This is a genomic window from Streptomyces sp. NBC_00299 (assembly GCF_036173045.1).
Lineage (GTDB): Bacteria > Actinomycetota > Actinomycetes > Streptomycetales > Streptomycetaceae > Streptomyces > Streptomyces machairae.
Genome location: NZ_CP108039.1, coordinates 8,343,715 through 8,362,697 on the forward strand (window position 1 = coordinate 8,343,715; position 18,983 = coordinate 8,362,697).

The 18,983-nt window shown below is 71.4% G+C and carries 13 protein-coding genes and 2 pseudogenes; 8 read left to right on the top strand and 7 right to left on the bottom strand.

From position 1 onward, the window contains the following. Positions 1-104: 104 nt before the first annotated feature. The 4 genes and pseudogenes from OHT51_RS37080 to OHT51_RS37095 all read left to right on the top strand — a co-directional run bounded on the left by OHT51_RS37080 (position 105) and on the right by OHT51_RS37095 (position 5,202). Positions 105-698, top strand: a complete 594-nt coding sequence (locus OHT51_RS37080; protein ID WP_328883267.1) for a cysteine dioxygenase family protein — start codon at positions 105-107, stop codon at positions 696-698. Between the two features lie 34 nt (positions 699-732). Continuing rightward, positions 733-3,345 (top strand): annotated as a pseudogene (locus OHT51_RS37085) (amino acid adenylation domain-containing protein); the annotation flags it as partial. A gap of 29 nt (positions 3,346-3,374) precedes the next feature. Next, positions 3,375-3,890, top strand: coding sequence for a flavin reductase family protein (locus tag OHT51_RS37090; RefSeq protein ID WP_328883268.1), 516 nt, complete (start codon positions 3,375-3,377; stop codon positions 3,888-3,890). A 268-nt stretch (positions 3,891-4,158) separates the two neighbouring features. Next, positions 4,159-5,202 carry a LacI family DNA-binding transcriptional regulator gene (locus OHT51_RS37095; protein WP_328883269.1) on the top strand — a complete coding sequence of 348 codons (1,044 nt, stop codon included), beginning with the start codon at positions 4,159-4,161 and terminating at the stop codon, positions 5,200-5,202. Here the strand turns inward: OHT51_RS37095 and OHT51_RS37100 are convergent. The 4 genes and pseudogenes from OHT51_RS37100 to OHT51_RS37115 all read right to left on the bottom strand — a co-directional run. Then, on the bottom strand, positions 5,186-5,896 hold the full coding sequence (locus OHT51_RS37100; protein WP_328883270.1) for a sulfite exporter TauE/SafE family protein: 711 nt from the start codon (positions 5,894-5,896) through the stop codon (positions 5,186-5,188). The genes OHT51_RS37095 and OHT51_RS37100 overlap by 17 nt on opposite strands. Next, complete coding sequence (locus tag OHT51_RS37105) at positions 5,893-7,302, bottom strand: amidohydrolase family protein (RefSeq protein ID WP_328883271.1); 1,410 nt, start codon at positions 7,300-7,302, stop codon at positions 5,893-5,895. Before OHT51_RS37105 ends, OHT51_RS37100 begins: the two co-directional genes overlap by 4 nt. Further along, on the bottom strand, positions 7,299-8,714 hold the full coding sequence (locus OHT51_RS37110; protein WP_328883272.1) for a uracil-xanthine permease family protein: 1,416 nt from the start codon (positions 8,712-8,714) through the stop codon (positions 7,299-7,301). The genes OHT51_RS37105 and OHT51_RS37110 overlap by 4 nt, the downstream gene beginning before the upstream one ends. A 561-nt stretch (positions 8,715-9,275) precedes the next feature. Beyond that, positions 9,276-9,633, bottom strand: a pseudogene (locus OHT51_RS37115) (IS110 family transposase); the annotation flags it as partial. A gap of 385 nt (positions 9,634-10,018) precedes the next feature. Here OHT51_RS37115 and OHT51_RS37120 point away from each other — a divergent pair. Both OHT51_RS37120 and dapE read left to right on the top strand, forming a co-directional pair. Further along, positions 10,019-11,485, top strand: a complete 1,467-nt coding sequence (locus tag OHT51_RS37120; protein ID WP_328883273.1) for an amino acid permease — start codon at positions 10,019-10,021, stop codon at positions 11,483-11,485. Further along, positions 11,482-12,543 (top strand): succinyl-diaminopimelate desuccinylase, encoded by a 1,062-nt coding sequence (gene dapE / locus OHT51_RS37125; protein ID WP_328883274.1) that lies wholly within the window; start codon positions 11,482-11,484, stop codon positions 12,541-12,543. The genes OHT51_RS37120 and dapE overlap by 4 nt, the downstream gene beginning before the upstream one ends. A 98-nt stretch (positions 12,544-12,641) precedes the next feature. Here the strand turns inward: dapE and OHT51_RS37130 are convergent, their stop codons facing one another. Then, complete coding sequence (locus tag OHT51_RS37130; protein ID WP_328883275.1) at positions 12,642-14,225, bottom strand: PucR family transcriptional regulator; 1,584 nt, start codon at positions 14,223-14,225, stop codon at positions 12,642-12,644. 158 nt (positions 14,226-14,383) lie between these two features. Here OHT51_RS37130 and OHT51_RS37135 point away from each other — a divergent pair, with 158 nt between their 5' ends. Next, positions 14,384-15,385: a chorismate synthase gene (locus OHT51_RS37135; protein ID WP_328883276.1), complete on the top strand. Its 1,002-nt coding sequence runs from the start codon at positions 14,384-14,386 to the stop codon at positions 15,383-15,385. Beyond that, entirely contained in the window at positions 15,385-16,500 is a 1,116-nt protein-coding gene (gene menC / locus OHT51_RS37140; protein WP_328883277.1) for an o-succinylbenzoate synthase, read from the top strand. Before OHT51_RS37135 ends, menC begins: the two co-directional genes overlap by 1 nt. 829 nt (positions 16,501-17,329) lie before the next feature. On the opposite strand, the gene OHT51_RS37145 is transcribed toward menC, so the two are convergent. Together OHT51_RS37145 and OHT51_RS37150 are read right to left on the bottom strand one after the other, a co-directional pair. Continuing rightward, positions 17,330-18,025, bottom strand: coding sequence for an N-acetylmuramoyl-L-alanine amidase (locus OHT51_RS37145; protein ID WP_443052643.1), 696 nt, complete (start codon positions 18,023-18,025; stop codon positions 17,330-17,332). A 257-nt stretch (positions 18,026-18,282) separates the two neighbouring features. Then, positions 18,283-18,900, bottom strand: coding sequence for a TetR/AcrR family transcriptional regulator (locus OHT51_RS37150; RefSeq protein ID WP_328883278.1), 618 nt, complete (start codon positions 18,898-18,900; stop codon positions 18,283-18,285). Positions 18,901-18,983: the final 83 nt, after the last annotated feature.

Here is an 18,983-nt window from a genome sequence, read left to right on the forward strand (position 1 = left end):
GGGCACGGGCCGCAGCGCACCCGAGACGACACCGCAATCCCTCACCGGCCGGTGGTCCCCGGCGCTCCCCGCCGGAACGCCGGGCGCCGTACGAAAGGAGCACGATGCCCGCTCCCTCCCCCAGGGGATCGCGCCTGGACGTCCTCGTCAGGGAGATCCGCGAGGCGCTGCGCGCCCCGTCCGCCGGCCGGCCCGAACAGCCGGGCCGGCGGGCCGCGGACATCGTCGCCGCCCATCTGCGCCACGACGACCTGCTGACCGAGGAGCAGCTGGCCGCCGACCCCACCGCGTACAAGCAGCACGTTCTGCACATCGAGCCGGACGGCACGTTCTCCGTCGTCGCCCTCGTGTGGCTGCCCGGTCAGCGCACCCCGATCCACGACCACGTCTGCTGGTGTGTGATCGGCGTCCACCGGGGGGCCGAGGAGGAGATCCGCTACCGGCTCGTCGACGAGGACGGCTCACCGCACCTCGTCCCCGTCGACGTCACCGTCAACCACATCGGCACCGTCGCCCACCTCTCACCGCCGGGGGACATCCACGAGGTCCGCAGCGCGACCGACGGCCTGACCGTCTCCCTGCACGTGTACGGCGCCGACGTCGGCAGGCTCGGTACCAGCGTCCGGCGACGCTACGACCTGCCGGTGCGGTCGCCGCACGCCGTCCTCGGTGCGGCACAGCGGCCCGCCAGACCGTAAGGGAAGCGACATCATGGGGGACAGCGTGCACAATCCGCCGACCACCCTGCCCGAGCTCTTCTCGGCGCAGGTGGCCAGAACGCCCGACGCGGTCGCGATCGTCGCCGACGGCACCGTACTGACCTACGCCGAACTGGACGCCCGGACGGACCGGCTGGCCCGTGCTCTGGCGGCCCTCGGCGCCGGGCCGGAGACCGTCGTCGCGGTGAGTGTGCCGCGCTCGGTGGAACTCGTCGTCGCCCTGTACGCGGTCCACAGGACGGGGGCGGCCTACCTGCCGCTCGACCCGGGGCATCCGGCCGAACGGGTCGCGCTCATGGCCGAGGACGCGCGGCCCCTGACGGTGCTGACCGCCGACGACATCCGGGAGCTGTCGGCACGGGACACGGCGGGGGACCACCCCCTGCCTCCGCCGCACCCGCTGAACACCGCGTACGTGATCTACACCTCGGGGTCGACCGGACGGCCCAAGGGCGTCGCCGTACCGCATCGGGCCATCGTCAACAGGCTGCGGTGGATGCAGGACCGGTACCCGCTCGGCGCCGACGACGGGGTACTCCAGAAGACCCCGGCGGACTTCGACGTCTCCGTGTGGGAGTTCTTCTGGCCGCTGAGCGTCGGCGCCCGCCTCGTCCTGGCCGCGCCCGGCGGGCACCGGGACCCGCGGTACCTCGCGGAGCTGATCCGGTCCCGGCAGGTGACGACCGTCCACTTCGTGCCGTCGATGCTCAGGCTGTTCCTCGACGAACCCGCGGCGGCCGCGTGCACCGGCCTGCGCAGGGTCTTCGCCAGCGGAGAGGCCCTCCCCGGCGAACTGCGCGACCGCTTCTTCCCCGTCCTCGGGGGCGCCGAGCTGCACAACCTGTACGGCCCCACGGAGGCGGCCGTCGACGTCTCCCACTGGCAGTGCCGGGCGGACGACCCGCCGGGGGCGGTCCCCATCGGCCGGCCCGTGTGGAACACCGGCCTCCGTGTCCTCGACACCGATCTGCGGCCGGTGGAACCCGGGGCCACCGGCGAGCTCCACATCACCGGTGTCCAGCTGGCCCGCGGTTACGTCAACCGACCGGACCTCACCGCGGACCGTTTCGTGCCCGACCCGTACGGGCCGCCCGGCAGCCGCATGTACCGCACCGGCGACCTCGCCCGCCCGCGCCCCGACGGAGTCATCGAGTACGTCGGCCGGACCGACCACCAGGTCAAGGTGCGGGGCATGCGCGTCGAACTGGGAGAGGTGGAGACCGTGCTGGCCGGCCTGCCCGGCGTGGGCGCAGCCGCGGTGGTGGCCCGGCCGGACGAGACGGGCGGCGCGCGACTGGCCGCCTACCTCGTCCCGGACGCCCGCGAGGCGGGCCCCCTGCTGCGGGTGTGCCGGTTCGAACGCCAGGGCCTGCTCGGCGCCGACGAGCGGCACACACTGCCCAACGGCATGCTCATCGCCTCGGGCAATCACGCCGAGACGGACTTCGTCTACCAGGAGATCTTCGAGGGCCGCGAGTACCTCCGCAACGGCATCACCCTGCCGCCGGACGCCTGCGTGTTCGACGTCGGTGCGCACATCGGGCTGTTCACCCTCGAGGTCGCCCGGTCCTTCCCGGGCGCCGTCGTCCACGCCTTCGAACCCATCCCCGAGCTGTTCCGTCTGCTGGAGCTGAACACTCGTATCCACGGCGCCGACGTCCGGCTGTACCCGTGCGGCATCGGTGAGAAGGAGGACACGGCGACGTTCACCTACTACCCGGGCCTGTCCATCATGTCCGGGCGGTTCGGCGACACGGCGCAGGAGCGTGGCGTCGTGGAGGCGTACGTACGCAACGACCTCTCGTCGAGGGGCCTCGACGCGCCCGGAGCCGAGGCGGACCTCGACGTGCTGCTCACCGAGCGGCTGCGGCACGAGGAGGTGGTCTGCCGGCTGCGGACGCTGTCCGACGTCATCCGCGAGACCGGAGTGGACCGAGTCGACCTGCTGAAGATCGACGCGGAGAAGAGCGAACTCGAGGTCCTGAACGGTATCGACGACGCGCACTGGCCCCTCATCGGACAGCTGGCGATCGAGGCACACGACGTGGGCGACCGGGTGGCCCGCGTCAAGGACCGGCTCACCGCGCACGGCTACGCCGTCGAGGTCGAGACGGCGCCCCTCCTCAAGGGCACCGGACTGGTCACCCTGTACGCCCGCCGTCCCGAAGACGCACCGGACGGCCCCGCCCGGCCGGCCGCCGTGCCCCGCCCCGGCCGGGGGCTCCCCTCGGACCCGGACCTGTTCGCGGAGGAGGTCCGCCGCGACGCGGCACGGCACCTCCCGGAGCACATGATCCCGTCGACGTTCACGGTGCTCGACGCGCTGCCGCTGTCACCAAGCGGCAAGCTCGACCGCAGGGCGCTCCCGGACCCACTCCCGCGCACCACCTCCGCCGCCCCGCGCACCCCGCAGGAGGAACTCCTGCGCGCCCTGTTCGCGGAGGTGCTCGGCCTTCCCGGGATCGGCATCCACGACAACTTCTACCGCGTGGGCGGGGATTCGCTCCTGGGCATCCGGCTCACCGAGCGCATCCGCTCGGTCTTCGGCGTCGACCTCGACATCCGCTCCCTCTTCGAGTCGCCCACCGTCGCCGGCATGGCCCATCACCTGATCAACCGCCCTTGAGCTCTTGTCGTCACAGGAACGGCCCGGTCATGCCCACTCCCCAGCCACCCGGCACCATCACCCCGCAAGCGTTCCGCGACGCCATGGCCACCGTCGCCACCCCGGTCGCCGTGGTCACCGCGATGGACGGCCCCCGCCCGCACGGCACCACGGTCAGCGCCTTCGGCTCACTGTCCCTGACGCCCCCGATGGTGCTGGTGTGCCTGTACAACCGCTCCCGGCTGCTGGAGGTCATCCGCGGCACCGGACGCTTCGGTCTCAACATCCTGGGTGCTCACCAGGCGGATCTCGCCACCACCTTTGCCCGTTCCGGACCGGACAAGTTCGACGGCGTGACCTGGTCGCCGAGCCAGGACCGGCCCCGCCTGCCGGGCTCGGCGGCCTGGATCGCCGCCGAGGCCGACGACTACGTCCTCGCCGGAGACCACACCGTCCTGCTCGCCCAGGTCGTCTCGGTCGAACCGGGCGAGGTACCCCCGGTGGACTCCAGCCCCCTCACGTACCACCAACGCTCCTTCGGTACCCACACACCGCTCGCTTCCTGAGCTTGATCGAACGCGTCGGACGGGCCGTACCCGGGGATGGCCGGCCCCTGTACCAGGCAGGCTTCCCGACTTCACCCCCGCCTGGCGAGCCGCGCCCGGCGTAGATTCCGCAACTCCGACCAGGCCCCGTGGTACCCCGGCCCGGCTCTCGCAGATGTCGCCAGGCACCAGCCTGCCGATCAACCGCTGAACCGGTCGACGCGGGTGCGGCTCGCGTCGGCGAAGATAGAGGCATCATCTGTCCCCGAGCGCGTGAGGAGCGATGGAGATGCCCATTTCCGGGGCCGGCTCCAGACCACCGACGATCGCCGACGTCGCCCGTGCCGCCGGAGTCTCGCGCACCACGGTGTCACACGCCCTCAACGGGCTCGGAAAGGTCGACCCCCGGACCCGGGAGCGCATCAAGCGGGTTGCCACCGAGCTGGGTTACCGGCCCAACCTGCGGGCTCAGCGTCTGCGGCGCGGCCAGGCCAAGGCCATCGCGCTCGCCTCGACCATGCCGTTCGCGGTGGCTGCAGGGCCTTCCCGGCTCGGCTTCTACATGGAGATCGCCGCTGCCGCCGCCGAGAGCGCACTGCTGCACGGCTACGCGCTCGTGCTCGTACCCCCCGTGCGGTCCGGTTCAGGCCTGCAATCCGTCGACATCGACGGAGCGATCGTCGTGGAGCCGGATGTGAACGACGTGGCGGCGGCCCATCTGAAGGAGCGCGGGCTGCCGTACGTGGCGCTCGGCAGGCCCGCCTCGCCGGACGGCGCGGTGCCGTACATCGATCTGCGCGGCGAACTCGTGGCCGAGATGCTGCTCGCCCACCTGCACGAGCAGGGCGCCGGACGACCGGCGCTGATCATCGGATCCGGGGAACGGCATGCGGCGGTCGACGCACGAGCCGCGTACGAGCGGGTCTCCGCGGAGCACGGGTGGACGCCGATCGTGGCGACCGCCCCCGAGGCGGGCGGCGAACAGGCCGGCTACGAGGTCTGCGCGGAGTTGCTTGCCCGGTATCCCGGGATCGACGCCGTGTGTGCCCTGGTGGACGCCTTCGCCGTGGGTGCGGTACGGGCGATCAAGGACAGCGGGCGCGCCGTACCCCACGATGTCATGGTCGTCACCCGGTACGACGGTCTGCGCGCTCGCACGTGCGAGCCGCGGCTCACGGCCGTCGACCTTCATCTCGACCGGGCGGCGTCCGACGCGGTGGAGCTGCTGCTGGGACAGCTGCGCGGCGACGCTGCCACCGGCGCGGTGGTCACGTCGCCCGAGCCCCGGGTGATCCCGCGCCCGTCATCGCTGCGGGTCACAGCCCGATCATGAGGACCAACCCGGAGACCAGCGCGAACCCGAGCACGAACACACGCATCCTGGACGCGTCGATGCGGTGGCGCACCAGGCGACTCGACCACGCGCCGACGGCGATCGCCGGCAGCAGGGCCGCGGCCCAGCCCAGGTCCTCGGGATGCCCCTTCCCTGTGGCGAACAGCAGGGCCAGCGAGGCGAGTTCGCCGATGAGGAAGCAGACGGCGACGGTGGAGCGCAGCTCGGACGGTGGCCGGTGCTGGTAGACCAGGGCGAGCGGCGGTCCGCCGACGCCGGTTGCCGTCTCCGTCAGCCCGGTCACCGCGCCCGCGCCGAGGTAGGCGGCCCGGCCGGGAGCGAACGAGGGCGCGGTGAGACTCACGACCACGGCCAGGACGGTGGCGATGCCCACGAAGAGGCCCAGACTGCGGTCGGGGATCAGCCAGAGCAGCGCCAGTCCGCCAGGGGTGGCGGCGAGTCGCGCGCCGGTGATCCAGCCGGCCCCGCGCAGATCGAGCGAGGCCCGCTCGCGCCAGGCGACGTACATGTTGAGCGGGATCATCGCCGCCAGCACGAACACGGGGAGCAGACCGGGGGCCAGGATCCCGGCCACGGGCGCGACGATCAGAGCGAAGCCGAGGCCGCTGCTGCCCTGTACGAACGCGGCGACGGCCACGGTGAGGGCAAGGACGGCCAGTGTCAGCGGGCTCACGCGGCGGTGCTCCGCTCGCGTGCCGCCGTGGACGTCGGGTGCGCGCGGGTGAGGGGTGCTCGTTCCACGCAGAGGCGGGCGAGCTCGGCCGCTCGGCGGACTAGCGCGGGGCCGTCCCAGGTGGTGGGCAGGCCGCGCCACAGGCGCATCCGGCCGCCGACGAACACGGCGGTGATCTGGTCTCGGTTGCCGCGCCGTACCAGTTCCCAGGGCACGTCCCAGGAGAGTGCCAGTTCGGGGTTGGTGACGTCGACGACGAGGAAGTCGGCAGCCAGGCCCTCGGCGATGGCGCCGGTTCGGGCACGGAGGCCGACGGCGTCGGCGCCGCCCCGGGTGGCGTGTTCCAACCAGGTCCAGCCGGCGCCGCACGACGAGTCGCCGGTGGCAAGACCGTAGGCGATCCGCTGGGCGAATTCGGCCGCCTCGGCGAGGCGGAATCCGTCACCACGGGTGCCGTCCGTGCCGAGGCCGAAGCGGATGCCGCGTTCGGCCATCGCCAGGGCGGGAGCGACGGCGTTGCCCTTCCATGCGCTGGCAACAGGGTTGTAGCTGACGGCGGTTCCGGTCTCGGCGAGCAGGGTCAGTTCGTGGGGTGTGAGGAGGGTGGCGTGCGCCGCGAGCAGGTGAGGGCCCAACGCCCCTATGTGGTGGAGGTGTTCGAGCGGGCGCAGGCCGTGCCGTAGCAGGGAGCGTTCGACACCGGCAAGGTGCTCGTTGACGTGGATCTGCAGTGTGGCTCCCGCCTCCGCGGCGAGTCGGGCGACGCGCCGCAGCGTCGCGGATCTCGCCGCCTCGGGGACGGAGACGGCGAGGGAGGGGTGAACGAGCGGGTCGTCGGCGTACCGGGCGAGGTGCTTGTCCGCGTGGTCGAGGACGGCAGGATCGGCATCTTCGGCGTCTGTAGCGACGTCTTCGGCATCGTTGCAGACGAGGCCGAGAACGCAGCGGATTCCCGCGTCACGCGCGGCGGAGGCGACGACATCGACGTCCACGTCGGCGCGGGTGCCCGCGTCGGCGACGGTCGTGAAACCGCCCCGTAGAGCTTCGAAGGCCGCCAACTTGGCCGCCGTGTACGCCGATTCCTCGTCCAGAGCGGTTTCCAACGGTACCCAGACCCGGCGGTAGATCTCCGACGGCTCCCCGAAGGCGAGGGCGGAGCCGAAGCTCTGCGTGAGGTGGTGGTGGGCGTCGACGAAACCGGGCATCAGAAGGTGACCGGGCAACCTTATGCCCTCCAGGCGCGGATGGGTGCGTCGGAGCTCCTCCGAGGGGCCCACGGCATGGAACGAGCCGTCGGCCACGACGACCGCGTATCCGTCAGCGGGTCCCTCCGGGAGCAGGACGGTGTCCGGTATCAGAAGGAATGGACCGGGCCTGTTGAGGAGTTCGCGGGTGCTGTGGTTCATCGGTCGGCCTCCGTACAGCTCGTGACCAGGCGCGCGGCGACGCCTGGCCGGATGTGGTGGAAGAGGATGTTGAGGACGGCGGCGACGAACGCGCCGACGGCGACGCCGCTTTCGAGGAGGATGCGGAGGCTCGGCGGGAAGCCCGCGTACACACCAGGGACGAGGATGGGCAGGAGTCCGAGCGCGAGTGCGACGGCGCAGATGAACGTGTTGGTGTGTCTGTCGAGGTCGGCGCGGCCGAGCATCTGCACCCCGAGCACGGTGATGACCGCGAAGACGACCATGGCGGTGCCTCCGACGACCGCCGACGGGACGACGCTGATCGCGTGGGTCACTGGGGCGAGGAAGCCGATGGCGATGAGGACCGTACCGGCAGCCGCGGTGACGAAACGGCTGCGAACACCCGTGACCCGGACGATGCCGATGTTCTCGCCACTCGTCACCATCAGCGGCAGTCCGAAAAATCCGCCGAAGAGGGACGTGAGTGCATCGCCGCGAATGGTCGACGGGACGGCGGTGCGCCGGTCGATCTCCTTGCCGACGGCCTCGGCGTTGACGACGGTCTGGCCGGTGGCTTCCGCCATCGAGGCGAGGCTGTAGAGCATCAGCGGCAGCGCGGCGAGGAGGTTGAACTGGGGCGTGCCGAACGGCATCACCGGCGGCAGGGTGATCAGGCCGCCCTCGGCGGCGTGGCCGAGATCCAGGTGGCCGAGGAGAGCGGCCAGCGCGGTGCCCGCGAGGAGTCCCAGCATGACGGCGAGTTGCCGCAGGACGCCAGTGAACAGCAGGTAGAAGGCGACGGTGAAGCCGACCGTCGCCATGCCGAGCGCGAGATTCGTGGTGTCGGCGAAGCCGGGACTGCCGGGAGATCCGGTGACGAGTACCGCGCCGACCTTCACCAGGTTGACGCCGACGATGACGATCATCGTGCCGATGACGAGGGCCGGAAAGTAGGCCAACAACCGGGAAAAGACAGGCAGTATGACGAAGCAGAAGGCCGCGGTGAGGATCACCGCGCCGGTAGCCGTGCGCAGGCCGTGCTGTTCGGCGATGGCGAGGAAGAGGATGAGCGGCGCACCCCCGGGCAGCATCACGAACGGTAGCCGGGGGCCGAACTTCCACGGGCCGAGCGATTGGATCAGGGATCCGACTCCGGAGAGCACGAAGGCCGCGGAGAGCAGGTTGACGGTCAGGCCGGGGTCGAGGCCGAGCGAGGCGCTCATCAGAAAGACAGCCGAAATCGGTGTGGCGGCCATGACGAGGACGTGCTGGATCCCGAAGAGGAGGATGCGGCCCAAGGGGCGGGACTCGTCGACGGGGTGGACGGGCGCGGGGTCGGTGGGCGCGGGTTCGGTGGGCTCCGGAGTCGGTGACTGATCCGTACCGGGAAGGTTCTTGCGGGGACTGGACACGTTCGAGCTCCGATCGGCGTTCGACATGTTCTGGTTCAGCCGCGATCTGGCCCTGGACCGGGCAGCCAAATCGATTTGGGCCAAATCGATTTGGCCGTCAGTATGTGAGGTGGTCTGGTGGTCGTCAAGGCCCTGGGTTGCTGGCATTGGTCGGCCGGTGCGGCCTGATGTGCCCTCGGAGGGGGCAACGAATTCCGCACTGCGGGTGGCGCTTGGCCATTGATTCGTAAGTTACCGACGGGTTTTACTTCAAGAAGTGCGACCTCGTGTCTTGCGCGATGCCCTGCCTGTCCGGAAGGAACCGTCTCCGGTCCGGGCCGTTCGCCCCGGCCCCCTCACGCCTCCTTGTCCGGACGCCTGGCAGTGCATCGGCAACCCCGTTCCACCGGCAGGTGACCCGCCCGATCCGCGCGGCCACCCTGATAGTCCCTCCGAGGCCCTCCACGCGACCCGGCGTCCCGGCGTCGCGGCTTTATCCGGGTTCGTAGAAGGTGCCGTCGCGGAACGTCGCGAACAGTACGTTGGTCCGCTGGCGGGCCAGGCAGAGAAGTGCCTGATTACAGCCTCGCCCGGGTAGAGATCGGCGATCCGCGGCATGGACCGGCCGGGCAGGTGGGCGACCTTGCAGCCGGCGTCCCGGGCGACGGTCAGAGGCAGGGCTCCGATGGAGGCGGGCTGGTCCGATCACCAGCACGGTGTCGAACTTCGCGGCCAGCTTGTCGCAGACGGCCCGCAGCTTCGGCTCGCTCTTGGACAGCTGCCTGTCGAAGACCTTCTTGCCGACCGGGGTCAGTCCCTGCCCGTGACGGGTGCTCTCGCCGACGTCCAGGCCGAGGGAGGGGCCCACCTCGTCGATGGTGCCCGACCCATTCTCCCGAGCGGGGTTCGTGCGGTACCGGCCCAGGCGTTGGCGTCGCATGCGCGGGTCCGTAGGCGGCGGAGTCCGTGGAGCCAGGCGATGTCTGACTCGGTGACCCACCGGATTTTGCCCAGGCCGAGTCGTGCGGCCGGCAGTCACGTTCGTTGCCCTCGCCGGTTCCGATCTCGGTGAGATCGCCCGCCCAGACGAGATCGGGCTCCTCGGCGGTGAAGTCCCGGTGCGCGAAGTCCGCGGCCGCCGGCCGCTTGCCCAGCCTCGTCGGCGACCGGTGGCGACGCACCTTCCGCCCCCAGCCCGCCTCCCCCTGCGGCTTCGGCCAGAAGGCCAAAGCATCCCTTGCCGTCTTGGCCGACACGCACACCCCTGTCCATCCCTCCATTCCGCATCATCAAGGGCCGGAGTGGAGCTGTAAGAGGAGTGGAGCGTGGACACAGTACAGACGCGCCCGCGGAGAACCGCGGGTGAGGTCAAGGCCGGGAGCAGGTTGACGCGGCGGCGGGACGTCGCCGATCTCGTTGCCCAGGCCCGTGGTGGCGAGCTGCATCGGACGATGGGGCTCACGCAGCTCACGCTGCTGAGCGTGGGCGCAACCCTGGGCACCGGGATCTTCGTCGTCCTCGGCCAGGCGGTGCCCGAAGCGGGCCCCGCCGTCGTGGTCTCCTTCGTGATCGCCGGTATCACCGCTCTGTTCTCCGCCCTGTCCTACGCCGAGCTGGCGGGCATGATCCCGGGTGCCGGATCCTCGTACAGCTATGCCTATGCCACGTTCGGCGAGCTGGTCGCATGGGTCTGCGGCTGGTGTCTGGTGCTGGAATACGGCGTCTCGGTCGCCGCCGTCGCGGTCGGCTGGGGCCAGTACGTGAACGAGCTCCTGGAGCTCACCGTCGGGTGGACGCTGCCCGAGTCGCTGGCCGCCCCGCCGGGCGCGGGCGGTGTGCTGAACGTTCCGGCCGCCGCGATCGTCGTCCTGGCCATGGTGGTGCTGCTGCGCGGAGCCCGCGAGAGCGCCGTCGTCAACACGATCATGGTGGCGGTGAAGGTGGCCGCCCTGGTGATGTTCTGCGCCGTCGCCTTCACCGCGTTCCGCGCGGGGAACTTCCAGCCGCTGTTCCCGCTCGGCATGGCAGGTGTGAGCGCGGGCGCCGCCTCCCTGTTCTTCTCGTACATCGGCTTCGACGCCGCGTCGACGGCCGGTGAGGAGGCGAAGAACCCGCAGCGTGACCTGCCGCGCGCCATCCTTCTCTCCCTCGGGGTGATCACCGCGCTGTACTGCGCGGTGGCGATCGCGGCGGTCGGCGCGATGCCGTGGCAGAGGTTCGCGGGTACCGAGGCCACCCTCAGTGAGGTACTCGTCCGCTCGGTCGGCGGCGGCAATCTGTGGCCGGCCCTGCTGTCCGTGGCCGCTGTTGTCGCCACCACGAGTGTCGTCCTCGCCGTGCAGTACGGGCAGACCCGCATCCTGTTCTCGATGGCGCGCGACGGGCTCGTGCCGCCACTGTTCGCCAAGATCCACCCGAAGACCGGGGTGCCCCGCGCCAACACGGTCATCGTGTCCGCGTTCATCATGGTGCTCGCCGCAATCGTGCCGCTGGGCGCGCTTGCCGACGCCACGAGCATCGGCACGCTGTTCGCCTTCGCACTGGTCAACTGTGCCGTCCTGATCCTGCGTCGGCGCAGCCCCGAGGCCCCGCGCAGCTTCCGGGTCCCGCTCGCGCCGGTGATCTGCGTGCTGGGCGTGCTGTGCTGCGTCTATGTGATGTGGGGGCTCGGCATCGACACCTGGCTCGCGTTCGGCCTGTGGATGATGGTCGGCTTCGCGATCTACGCGCTGTACGGCATCAAGAACTCGCGGCTGGGCCGGTCCGCCCAGCAGGAAGAGAGCGTCGCATGACCTCGCTGAACCCGGCCGCCGACCTGGTGGACCTCGCACGGGCCCTGGTGGACACCCCGTCCGAGAGCGGCGACGAGGCCGACCTCGCCGACGCCGTGGAGTCCGCCCTGCGCGCGTGCGCGCATCTGACGGTCGAGCGCATCGGCAACTCCGTCGTGGCCCGCACCGAATCGGGTCACACCGAGAGAGTGGTCATCGGCGGCCACCTGGACACCGTCCCGGCCGCCGGAAACCTGCCTTCCCGGCTGGACGGAGACCTGCTCCACGGGCTCGGGGCGTGCGACATGAAGGGCGGCGTCGCCGTCGCGCTTCGCCTCGCGGCCACCCTCCCGACGCCCGTACGCGACGTCACGTACGTCTTCTACGAGTGCGAGGAGGTCTCCGGCGACCGCAACGGCCTGAACCGTATCGCCGCCGAACGCCCCGACCTGCTCAAAGCGGACCTGGCGATCCTCATGGAGCCGTCCGGCGCGGGCGTCGAGGCGGGCTGCCAGGGCGTGCTGAACGCGGACATCACGGTGCGCGGCGAGCGCGCGCACACCGCCCGCTCCTGGATGGGCGTCAACGCCGCGCACCGAGCGGCCGCTGTGCTCCAGCGCCTCGACGACCACACCGCCCAGCGGATCGTCATCGACGGCCTGGAGTACCGCGAAGGGCTGACCGCGGTCGCTGTCCGCGCGGGCATCGCCGAGAACGTCGTCCCCGACGCCTGCGTGATCACGGTCAACCTGCGCTTCGCGCCGAGCCGTTCGGCCGGGCAGGCCGAGGCGTATCTGCGCGGGCTCTTCCCCGAGTACGAGGTCGAGGTCACCGAGGTCGTGCCGGGGGCCCTGCCGGGGCTCGGACACGGTCCGGTCGCCTCGCTCGTCGAGGTGCTGGGGGCGACACCCCGCCCCAAGCTCGGCTGGACCGACGTCGCCCGCTTCGCCGCGCTCGGCACACCCGCGCTCAACTACGGCCCGGGTGACCCGACCCTCGCGCACACGGCCGGGGAGTACGTGCCCGTCCGGCAACTGCGGGAGTGCGAGGCTCAGCTCGCGGCCTGGCTGAGTGGCTGAACCCCACGGGGCGCGCTGCCCGGGCTGGTGGAAGGGACGGTGTCGACCCTCAGATCCCACGACGCCGACAAGGGACCCCACCTGCTGCCCGCCGCGGGTCAGGCCCGCTCGGCGCCGCGGAGGCCCCCGAGCGTCCGCAGCTGCAGCCACAGCACCAACCGCTCGTCCGGGTCGTCCAGATCGATGCCGAGGTGCTGCTGCGCCTGTCTGAGGCGGTACCGGCAGGTGTTGGGGTGAACGGCGAGCAGTTTCGCCGCCCGCGCCATGTCGCATCCGGCGTCCAGCCAGCACACCAGGGTCCTGGCGTAGTCGGTGCCGTGCGCGGTGTCGTACGCCAGGACCTCCCGCCAGGCACCCGCCGTCAAGGCCCTTTCCGAGCCGATGAGTTCACGCAGCCGGAGCAGGGTGACACGGGCGCGTACCTCGGCCACCGCGGCGACGTCCTCATCCGGGCCGAGCACCCGCAGAACGAGGTCGGCGTCCTCCCGTGAGCCACACACGGCCGCAAGGCCCGGGACCACATTGCCCAGCCCGGCCCGCACCGTCACCCGCAGCGCCTGACCCGCGCGCCGGACGATGTCCTCGGCGAGACGCTTGTGCCGCTCGCCACCGCGCTCACCGGCCACCGGCAGCAGCGCGTACACGCTCCCGTCCACCAGCACGCACGCGTGCCGTCCGTACCGAGCCTCGCACTGCAGCCGCACGAGGTCGAGGAGCCGCAGCGCGGTCTGTTCACCGTCGGGCGTGGACGCCGCGCCGTCGAGGGCGAAGGCCGCAACTCGGACTGAGGCGCCGGAAGCGAGACCGAGGCGGTGCGCAGCGTCGGCGGGATCGGCGGTGCCGTCCAGGAGACGGCGCAGCACGTCGCTCGTCAGATGCCGGGACAGCTCCTCGCTCGCTCGTGCCCGCAGCAGGAGCAGGGCGGCCGTGGACGCGCCCTGGGTGAGTGCGTCCACGGCATCGGGGCCGACGTGCCCGTTGTCCACGACCCACATCGACCCAAGTGTCTCACCGCCTGCACGGATCGCGACGGCGAGTCGCGGCAGCTCGTCGCCGTCGAGTGCGGCGAGGTGTACAGGTCCGGGGGCGGCGAACAGGACGCGGTACTGCTCGGTGTTCTCGGGGCTGCTCGGCACCTGGCGGCCCAGGATGCCTTGCCGCCGAGCCTCGTCGACGACCTGCCCGGGGACGGTGGAGTAGGCCAGGATCCGCTGGCGGGTGTCCTCGATGACGGTCGCGCCGCCCACGGCCGCGGCCACTGCGTTGGCGAGCGCGAACAGGTCGCCGAAGGCGGCCCCGCCGCCCGCCGGGCCGGGCCGGGAGGCGATCGCGGAGGCCAGCAGCAGGTGGACGTGATGCCAGGCGGCGTCCTCGTCGACGGCGAGGAGCGCGAGGCCGTGGGCCTTCGCCGCCGCCACCGTGTCGGGCTGCCCCTCCCCGGCCCGTACGACGAGTCCGGCCATCCCGGCCGCCGCGGCATCGCGTGCCAGCGGTCCCACCTCACCCTCTCGCGTCCCGAGCGTCAGCAGCAGGGCGCCCGGCGCGCTGCGCGGAAACGGGGCGCCGGCGTCGTAAAGCACGACCTCGGAAACGGGTGTGGTGAGGCCGGCCGGGGTGGTGAGCACGCGGAGCACGGGGCCGCCGAGGGTGTCGAGAAGTTCCTCGAGGGTGCAGGACTCCATGGCGGTCGGGCTCTCCGGTGGGGACGGTCACCTGGGGACGATTGGCCTTTTTATCGGAGGGTCACCGCTCAGTGCCTTGGCCGATCGCAACAGGGGTACGGGCTCTCATTGTGCCTGACGACAATGGCTTACGTGCTGTGGCCCCGGAGACTCAAGGCATGACACCTGTGACGATCTCCGCCGCCGGGTCCGGGGCGGCAGACGGTACGCCGAACGGGGGCGCCCTTGTAGGGGACGCGGCCCGCAGCATCGCGGATGCAGCCCGCGCCGGCGAAGGAGCAGCCCGTACGGCCGGGGTCACGGTCCGTACCGTGCACGACGTGGCGGGTATCCGTGCCGTCGCTGATTTCTTCGCCGATGTGTGGCAGACGTCGCGCGCCAGCCCGCCCTACCCCGCGGAAGTGCTGCGCAGCCTGGTGCACGCCGGTGGTGCGGTGCACGCGGCGTACTCCGCCGTGCCGTCGGGCGAACGGCTCGCCGGGGCGGCGGTGGCGGTGTTCGGGCAGCTTGCCGAGCGGGACGTGTACTCGTTCGTGGCGGCGGCGACCGCTTCCGGCCGGGGGGTCGGCTTCGCGGTCAAGCAGACGCAGCGGCTGTGGGCGCTGGAGCGGGGCGCCACCAGCATGCGCTGGACCTTCGACCCGCTGGTCCGCCGCAACGCCCGCTTCAACCTGGTCAAGCTGGGCGCCGTCGGCAGCGAGTACCTGGTCGACTTCTACGGGCCGATGAGCGATGGCGTGAACGACGGTGACGAGAGCGACCGGCTGACCGTCGTGTGGGATCTGGTGACGGGGACCACGCGGAGGGACGACTCCGCCGACGACCGCGCCGCCGCCGATGTCGTTCGCCGGGCACCGGACGGCAGTGCGCTCGCGCTGAGCGACGCGGACAGGCTGTGGTGCCGTGTGCCCGAGGACATAGTCGCGCTGCGCGCTGCCGACCCGGCGCTCGCGCTCGACTGGAGGCACGCCGTGCGCGAGGTCTTCAGCGATGCGTACGCAGAGGGCCTGCGCGCGACGGCCATGTCTCGCGACGGCTGGTACCTGCTGACCCGCCCGTCCCCCGACCTCCCAACGGCGGGGGTCGGCGCCGAGGCCACCGTCGCGACAACCGGGGCAACATCCAAGATTTCCTGCGGACCCGCTTCCGAGGGGCTGTAATGAAGCTCGAACGCGTTGAACTGCTTCACGTCGCCATCCCCCTCGTCACCCCGTTCCGCACCTCCTTCGGGACGATGACCAGCAAGGACACGTTCCTGCTGCATGTGGTGACCGACGAGGCCGAGGGCTGGTCCGAGTTCGCTGCCGACCCGGAGCCGCTGTACTGCCCGGAGTTCGTCGCCGGCGCCGAGATCGTCATCCGGGACTTCCTGTTGCCGCGCGTCGCCGCCCTGCCCGAACCGACGACCGCGGCCGTCGCCCCGGCCATGGCCTCCGTCAAGGGCCACGAACTCGCCAAGGCCGCCCTCGAAACCGCCCTCCTGGACGCCGAACTGCGCGCCTACGGGATGTCATTCGCGACCTTTCTCGGCTCGGTCCACGAACGGGTGCCCGCCGGGGTCTCGGTCGGCATCAAGAGCTCCGTGCCCGAACTGCTCGACGATGTCGAGCGGTACCTCGCCGAGGGCTATCTCCGCATCAAGCTGAAGATCGAGCCGGGCTGGGACATCGAGCCGGTACACGCGGTACGCGAACGCTTCGGCGACGCACTCCCGCTCCAGGTCGACGCCAACACCGCCTACACGCTCGCCGACACCGAGCACCTGCGCAGGCTCGACGGCTTCGGGCTGCTGCTGATCGAGGAGCCGCTGGAGGAAAACAACCTCCACGCCCACGCCCAGCTCCAGAAGCGTCTGGCCACCCCGGTCTGCCTCGACGAGTCGATCCACTCCGCGCGCGACGCGGCGTCCGCGATCGCGATGGACGCCTGCCGGGTCGTCAACGTCAAGCCGGCCCGCGTCGGCGGCTATCCGGAGGCCCGTCGCATCCACGACGTGGCCGCCGCCCGAGGTGTCCCCGTGTGGTGCGGCGGAATGCTGGAGACGGGAATCGGTCGCGCCCCCAACCTGGCGCTCGCCGCCCTTCCCGGCTTCACCCTCCCCGGCGACACCTCCGCCTCCGGCCGGTACTTCGCCGAGGACATCACCGAACCGTTCGTCCTCCAGGACGGCCACCTGTCCGTTCCCACCGCCGCGGGCATCGGCATCGACCCGCTGCCGGACGCGCTTGCCCGGTTCACGACGGCGACGCGGGAGTTGTACAAGGGACGGAAATGACCGATGCGCGAGAACTGGACCGAACGTGATCACCACGGCTGGATCATCCACCCGCGACGACGCTCCAAGTGCCGCGGAGCCGACTGCCCTTCAGGCCCGCGCCCCTGGCCGTCCGGGACGCGGTCGGGAGGCGTTCGGGACACAAGGAAAGGAACAGAACGGCAACGACGTAGGGCCACCGATCCGGCTTGATCCCAACCGATAGTCCGTCGGCCGCTGCCAGCGCCGGAAGCGGCCCGCGCCGTGGATGGTGTTCCAGCACCCACTCCGCGTGAAGGTGCCCAGGCCAACCCAGTGCGAGCCGCCATGAGGCTGTGTCGGTGAACGACAGGTACACAGAGGCCGGCAGCGGCCCCGCGGTGATGAACAGCAGCCCGCAACGGACTGCGCTGATAGGGAAGTTGGGCGCATGGTGTACCGCGCGCTGGGCGTCGCGGTCATCGCCGTTGCCCGAGGGGCGGTGCCGATTCCGACGGAAGAGGAGGAGCTGCACCAGCGCGACGGGCGGCCCTGTGATCGGCTGCGCCTCCCGTCGGCACCGGACGTCGACGAGGCCGCGCACGTGTCGACGTCCGCGGACGCGAATGCACCGCTGCTTGCTCAGTGGGCCGAGACGCCGGTGGGAACCGCGCTCGCAGGGGCGACGGGCTGCCAGCGCGAGAGACCAGCCACGGCTGGCTCACGCGCTCCAGCCGCAGTGGTCGTCCCGAGATGGGGTGACCACTGCAGCGGCCCGGCGCGCGTCGCCATCCGGGTAGCCTGGGGTCGTCTTTGCGGAGGTAGGCGGACACGAATAGGGATAATCCGAGCCGTCAGGTGCGCTTGAGCTTCATGGGGTGAACCGAGCGGGACTGTCCTGGCGACCGTCTGCCCGCTTGTCGGCGGGCGGGGCTCGGGCCCTCCTCGTAACTTGCCGCAGTCCTCCGCGGCCAGGCGCTTGCCCATGGCGGTGATCAGCGGGTCGCGACGGCCGATCTGGAAGGAACCGGCGCCCGGGAGCGCCTCGCACTCGGGCCGGGGCCGGTGGCCGGAGCCTCCGCCGCCGCCCGGCTTGCCCCGCAGGCGGTCTTCGAGGCGGGAGCCCGTGCCGTCCATCGTGAGCCGCGCGGGTCCTGCTTGCCCGGCTCCCGCTCCCCTCGTGGCCGATGACGGAACGTTCGCTCCAGCCGTGGTGGCGGCAGATCGCGGCCGAGACCTTCTCGATGGCCTCCTTCTGCGCCTCGGGCCAGGGGTCTCTGCCGTCGCCGAGGTCGATGCACTCGCAGCGTGGAAGTGGCGGTTGCCGTCGGTGTCGCCCTCGTTGTCGGGCGGCAGCTTCGCTTCGTTGACGACGGCGCGCAAGACGTCGCCGTCGCCGAGGCCCCGCGTGGTTGGCGCGGCCATTGCCGACCATGTGGACGTGCCCCCTCTTGTCGATCACGCCGTGGCACAGGGGGCCGGGCGGGGGCGCGTAGCCGTCGTAGCACAGGGCCACGGACGAGTCGGTGCCCGAGGTCACGGTGTGGTGGATCAGTACGCCGTTCATCGGACCCCAGGGGCGAGATCAGATTCGGCACGCGATGTGATGCGGCCTGGAAACGGATCCGGCAGACCCGGGTCGGCGATCGCGTCGAGTCACCGCTCCCGCAAGCCCGCCCCAACGGGCCGCCGTCGCCGACACGTTCGACGCCACCGGGGTACCACTTCACGCAGATGGCCCCGGCACGAGAGCTCTCGGCCCTGCATGCCTGCCTCATGCCCGCGTCCGGTGACGCGCGAGTGCGTCGCGCCTTGGGGCCTCGCTCAGCGGCTGGCGGCGAGTGCCGAGAGGACGGCGCGGGTGAGGCGGGCGACGTAGGCGTCGTCGGTGGGTCCGCCGACCGCGAGCATCCTGAAGTACAGCGGGGCGCCGAACAGGTCGACGGCCAGGCCCATGTCGATGTCGGCCGGCAGTTCTCCGCGGTCGATCGCCTGGTGCAGCACCGTCGCCACCGCGGCGCGCCGGGGGGCGAGGACCGCCTCGTGGAGCGCGGCGCTCAGCGAGGGGTTGCGGGCCGACTCGGCAACCAGGTCGGGGACGATCCGGCCGACGAGCGGATGGCGGAGGTCGGCCATGGTGTCCCGGACGAACCGTTCGACGTCGTCGCGCAGTGACCCGGAGCCGGCCGTCGTGGGGAGGTGTTCGGCGGCGGCCTCGGAGACCAGCTCCACGACCATCGCCTCCTTGGAGGGCCAGCGGCGGTAGAGGGCCGCCTTGCCTACGCGGGCCCGGCGGGTCACGGCTTCCATCGACATCCGGGCGAACCCGGTCTGGGCGAGCTCCTCGAACACCGCCCGCCTGATCGTCTCGGTCACGGATTCCCGCAGGACCGCGGAGCCCGTGGGCCTGCGGTCGACGTCGTCACGGCTGGTCGATTCCACTGCGGGAGATTAACACCGAACGGAACGGTTGCGTTCCGTCCGGGCCGGGTGTACGTTCCGGCGCGAGACGGAACGGCTCTGTT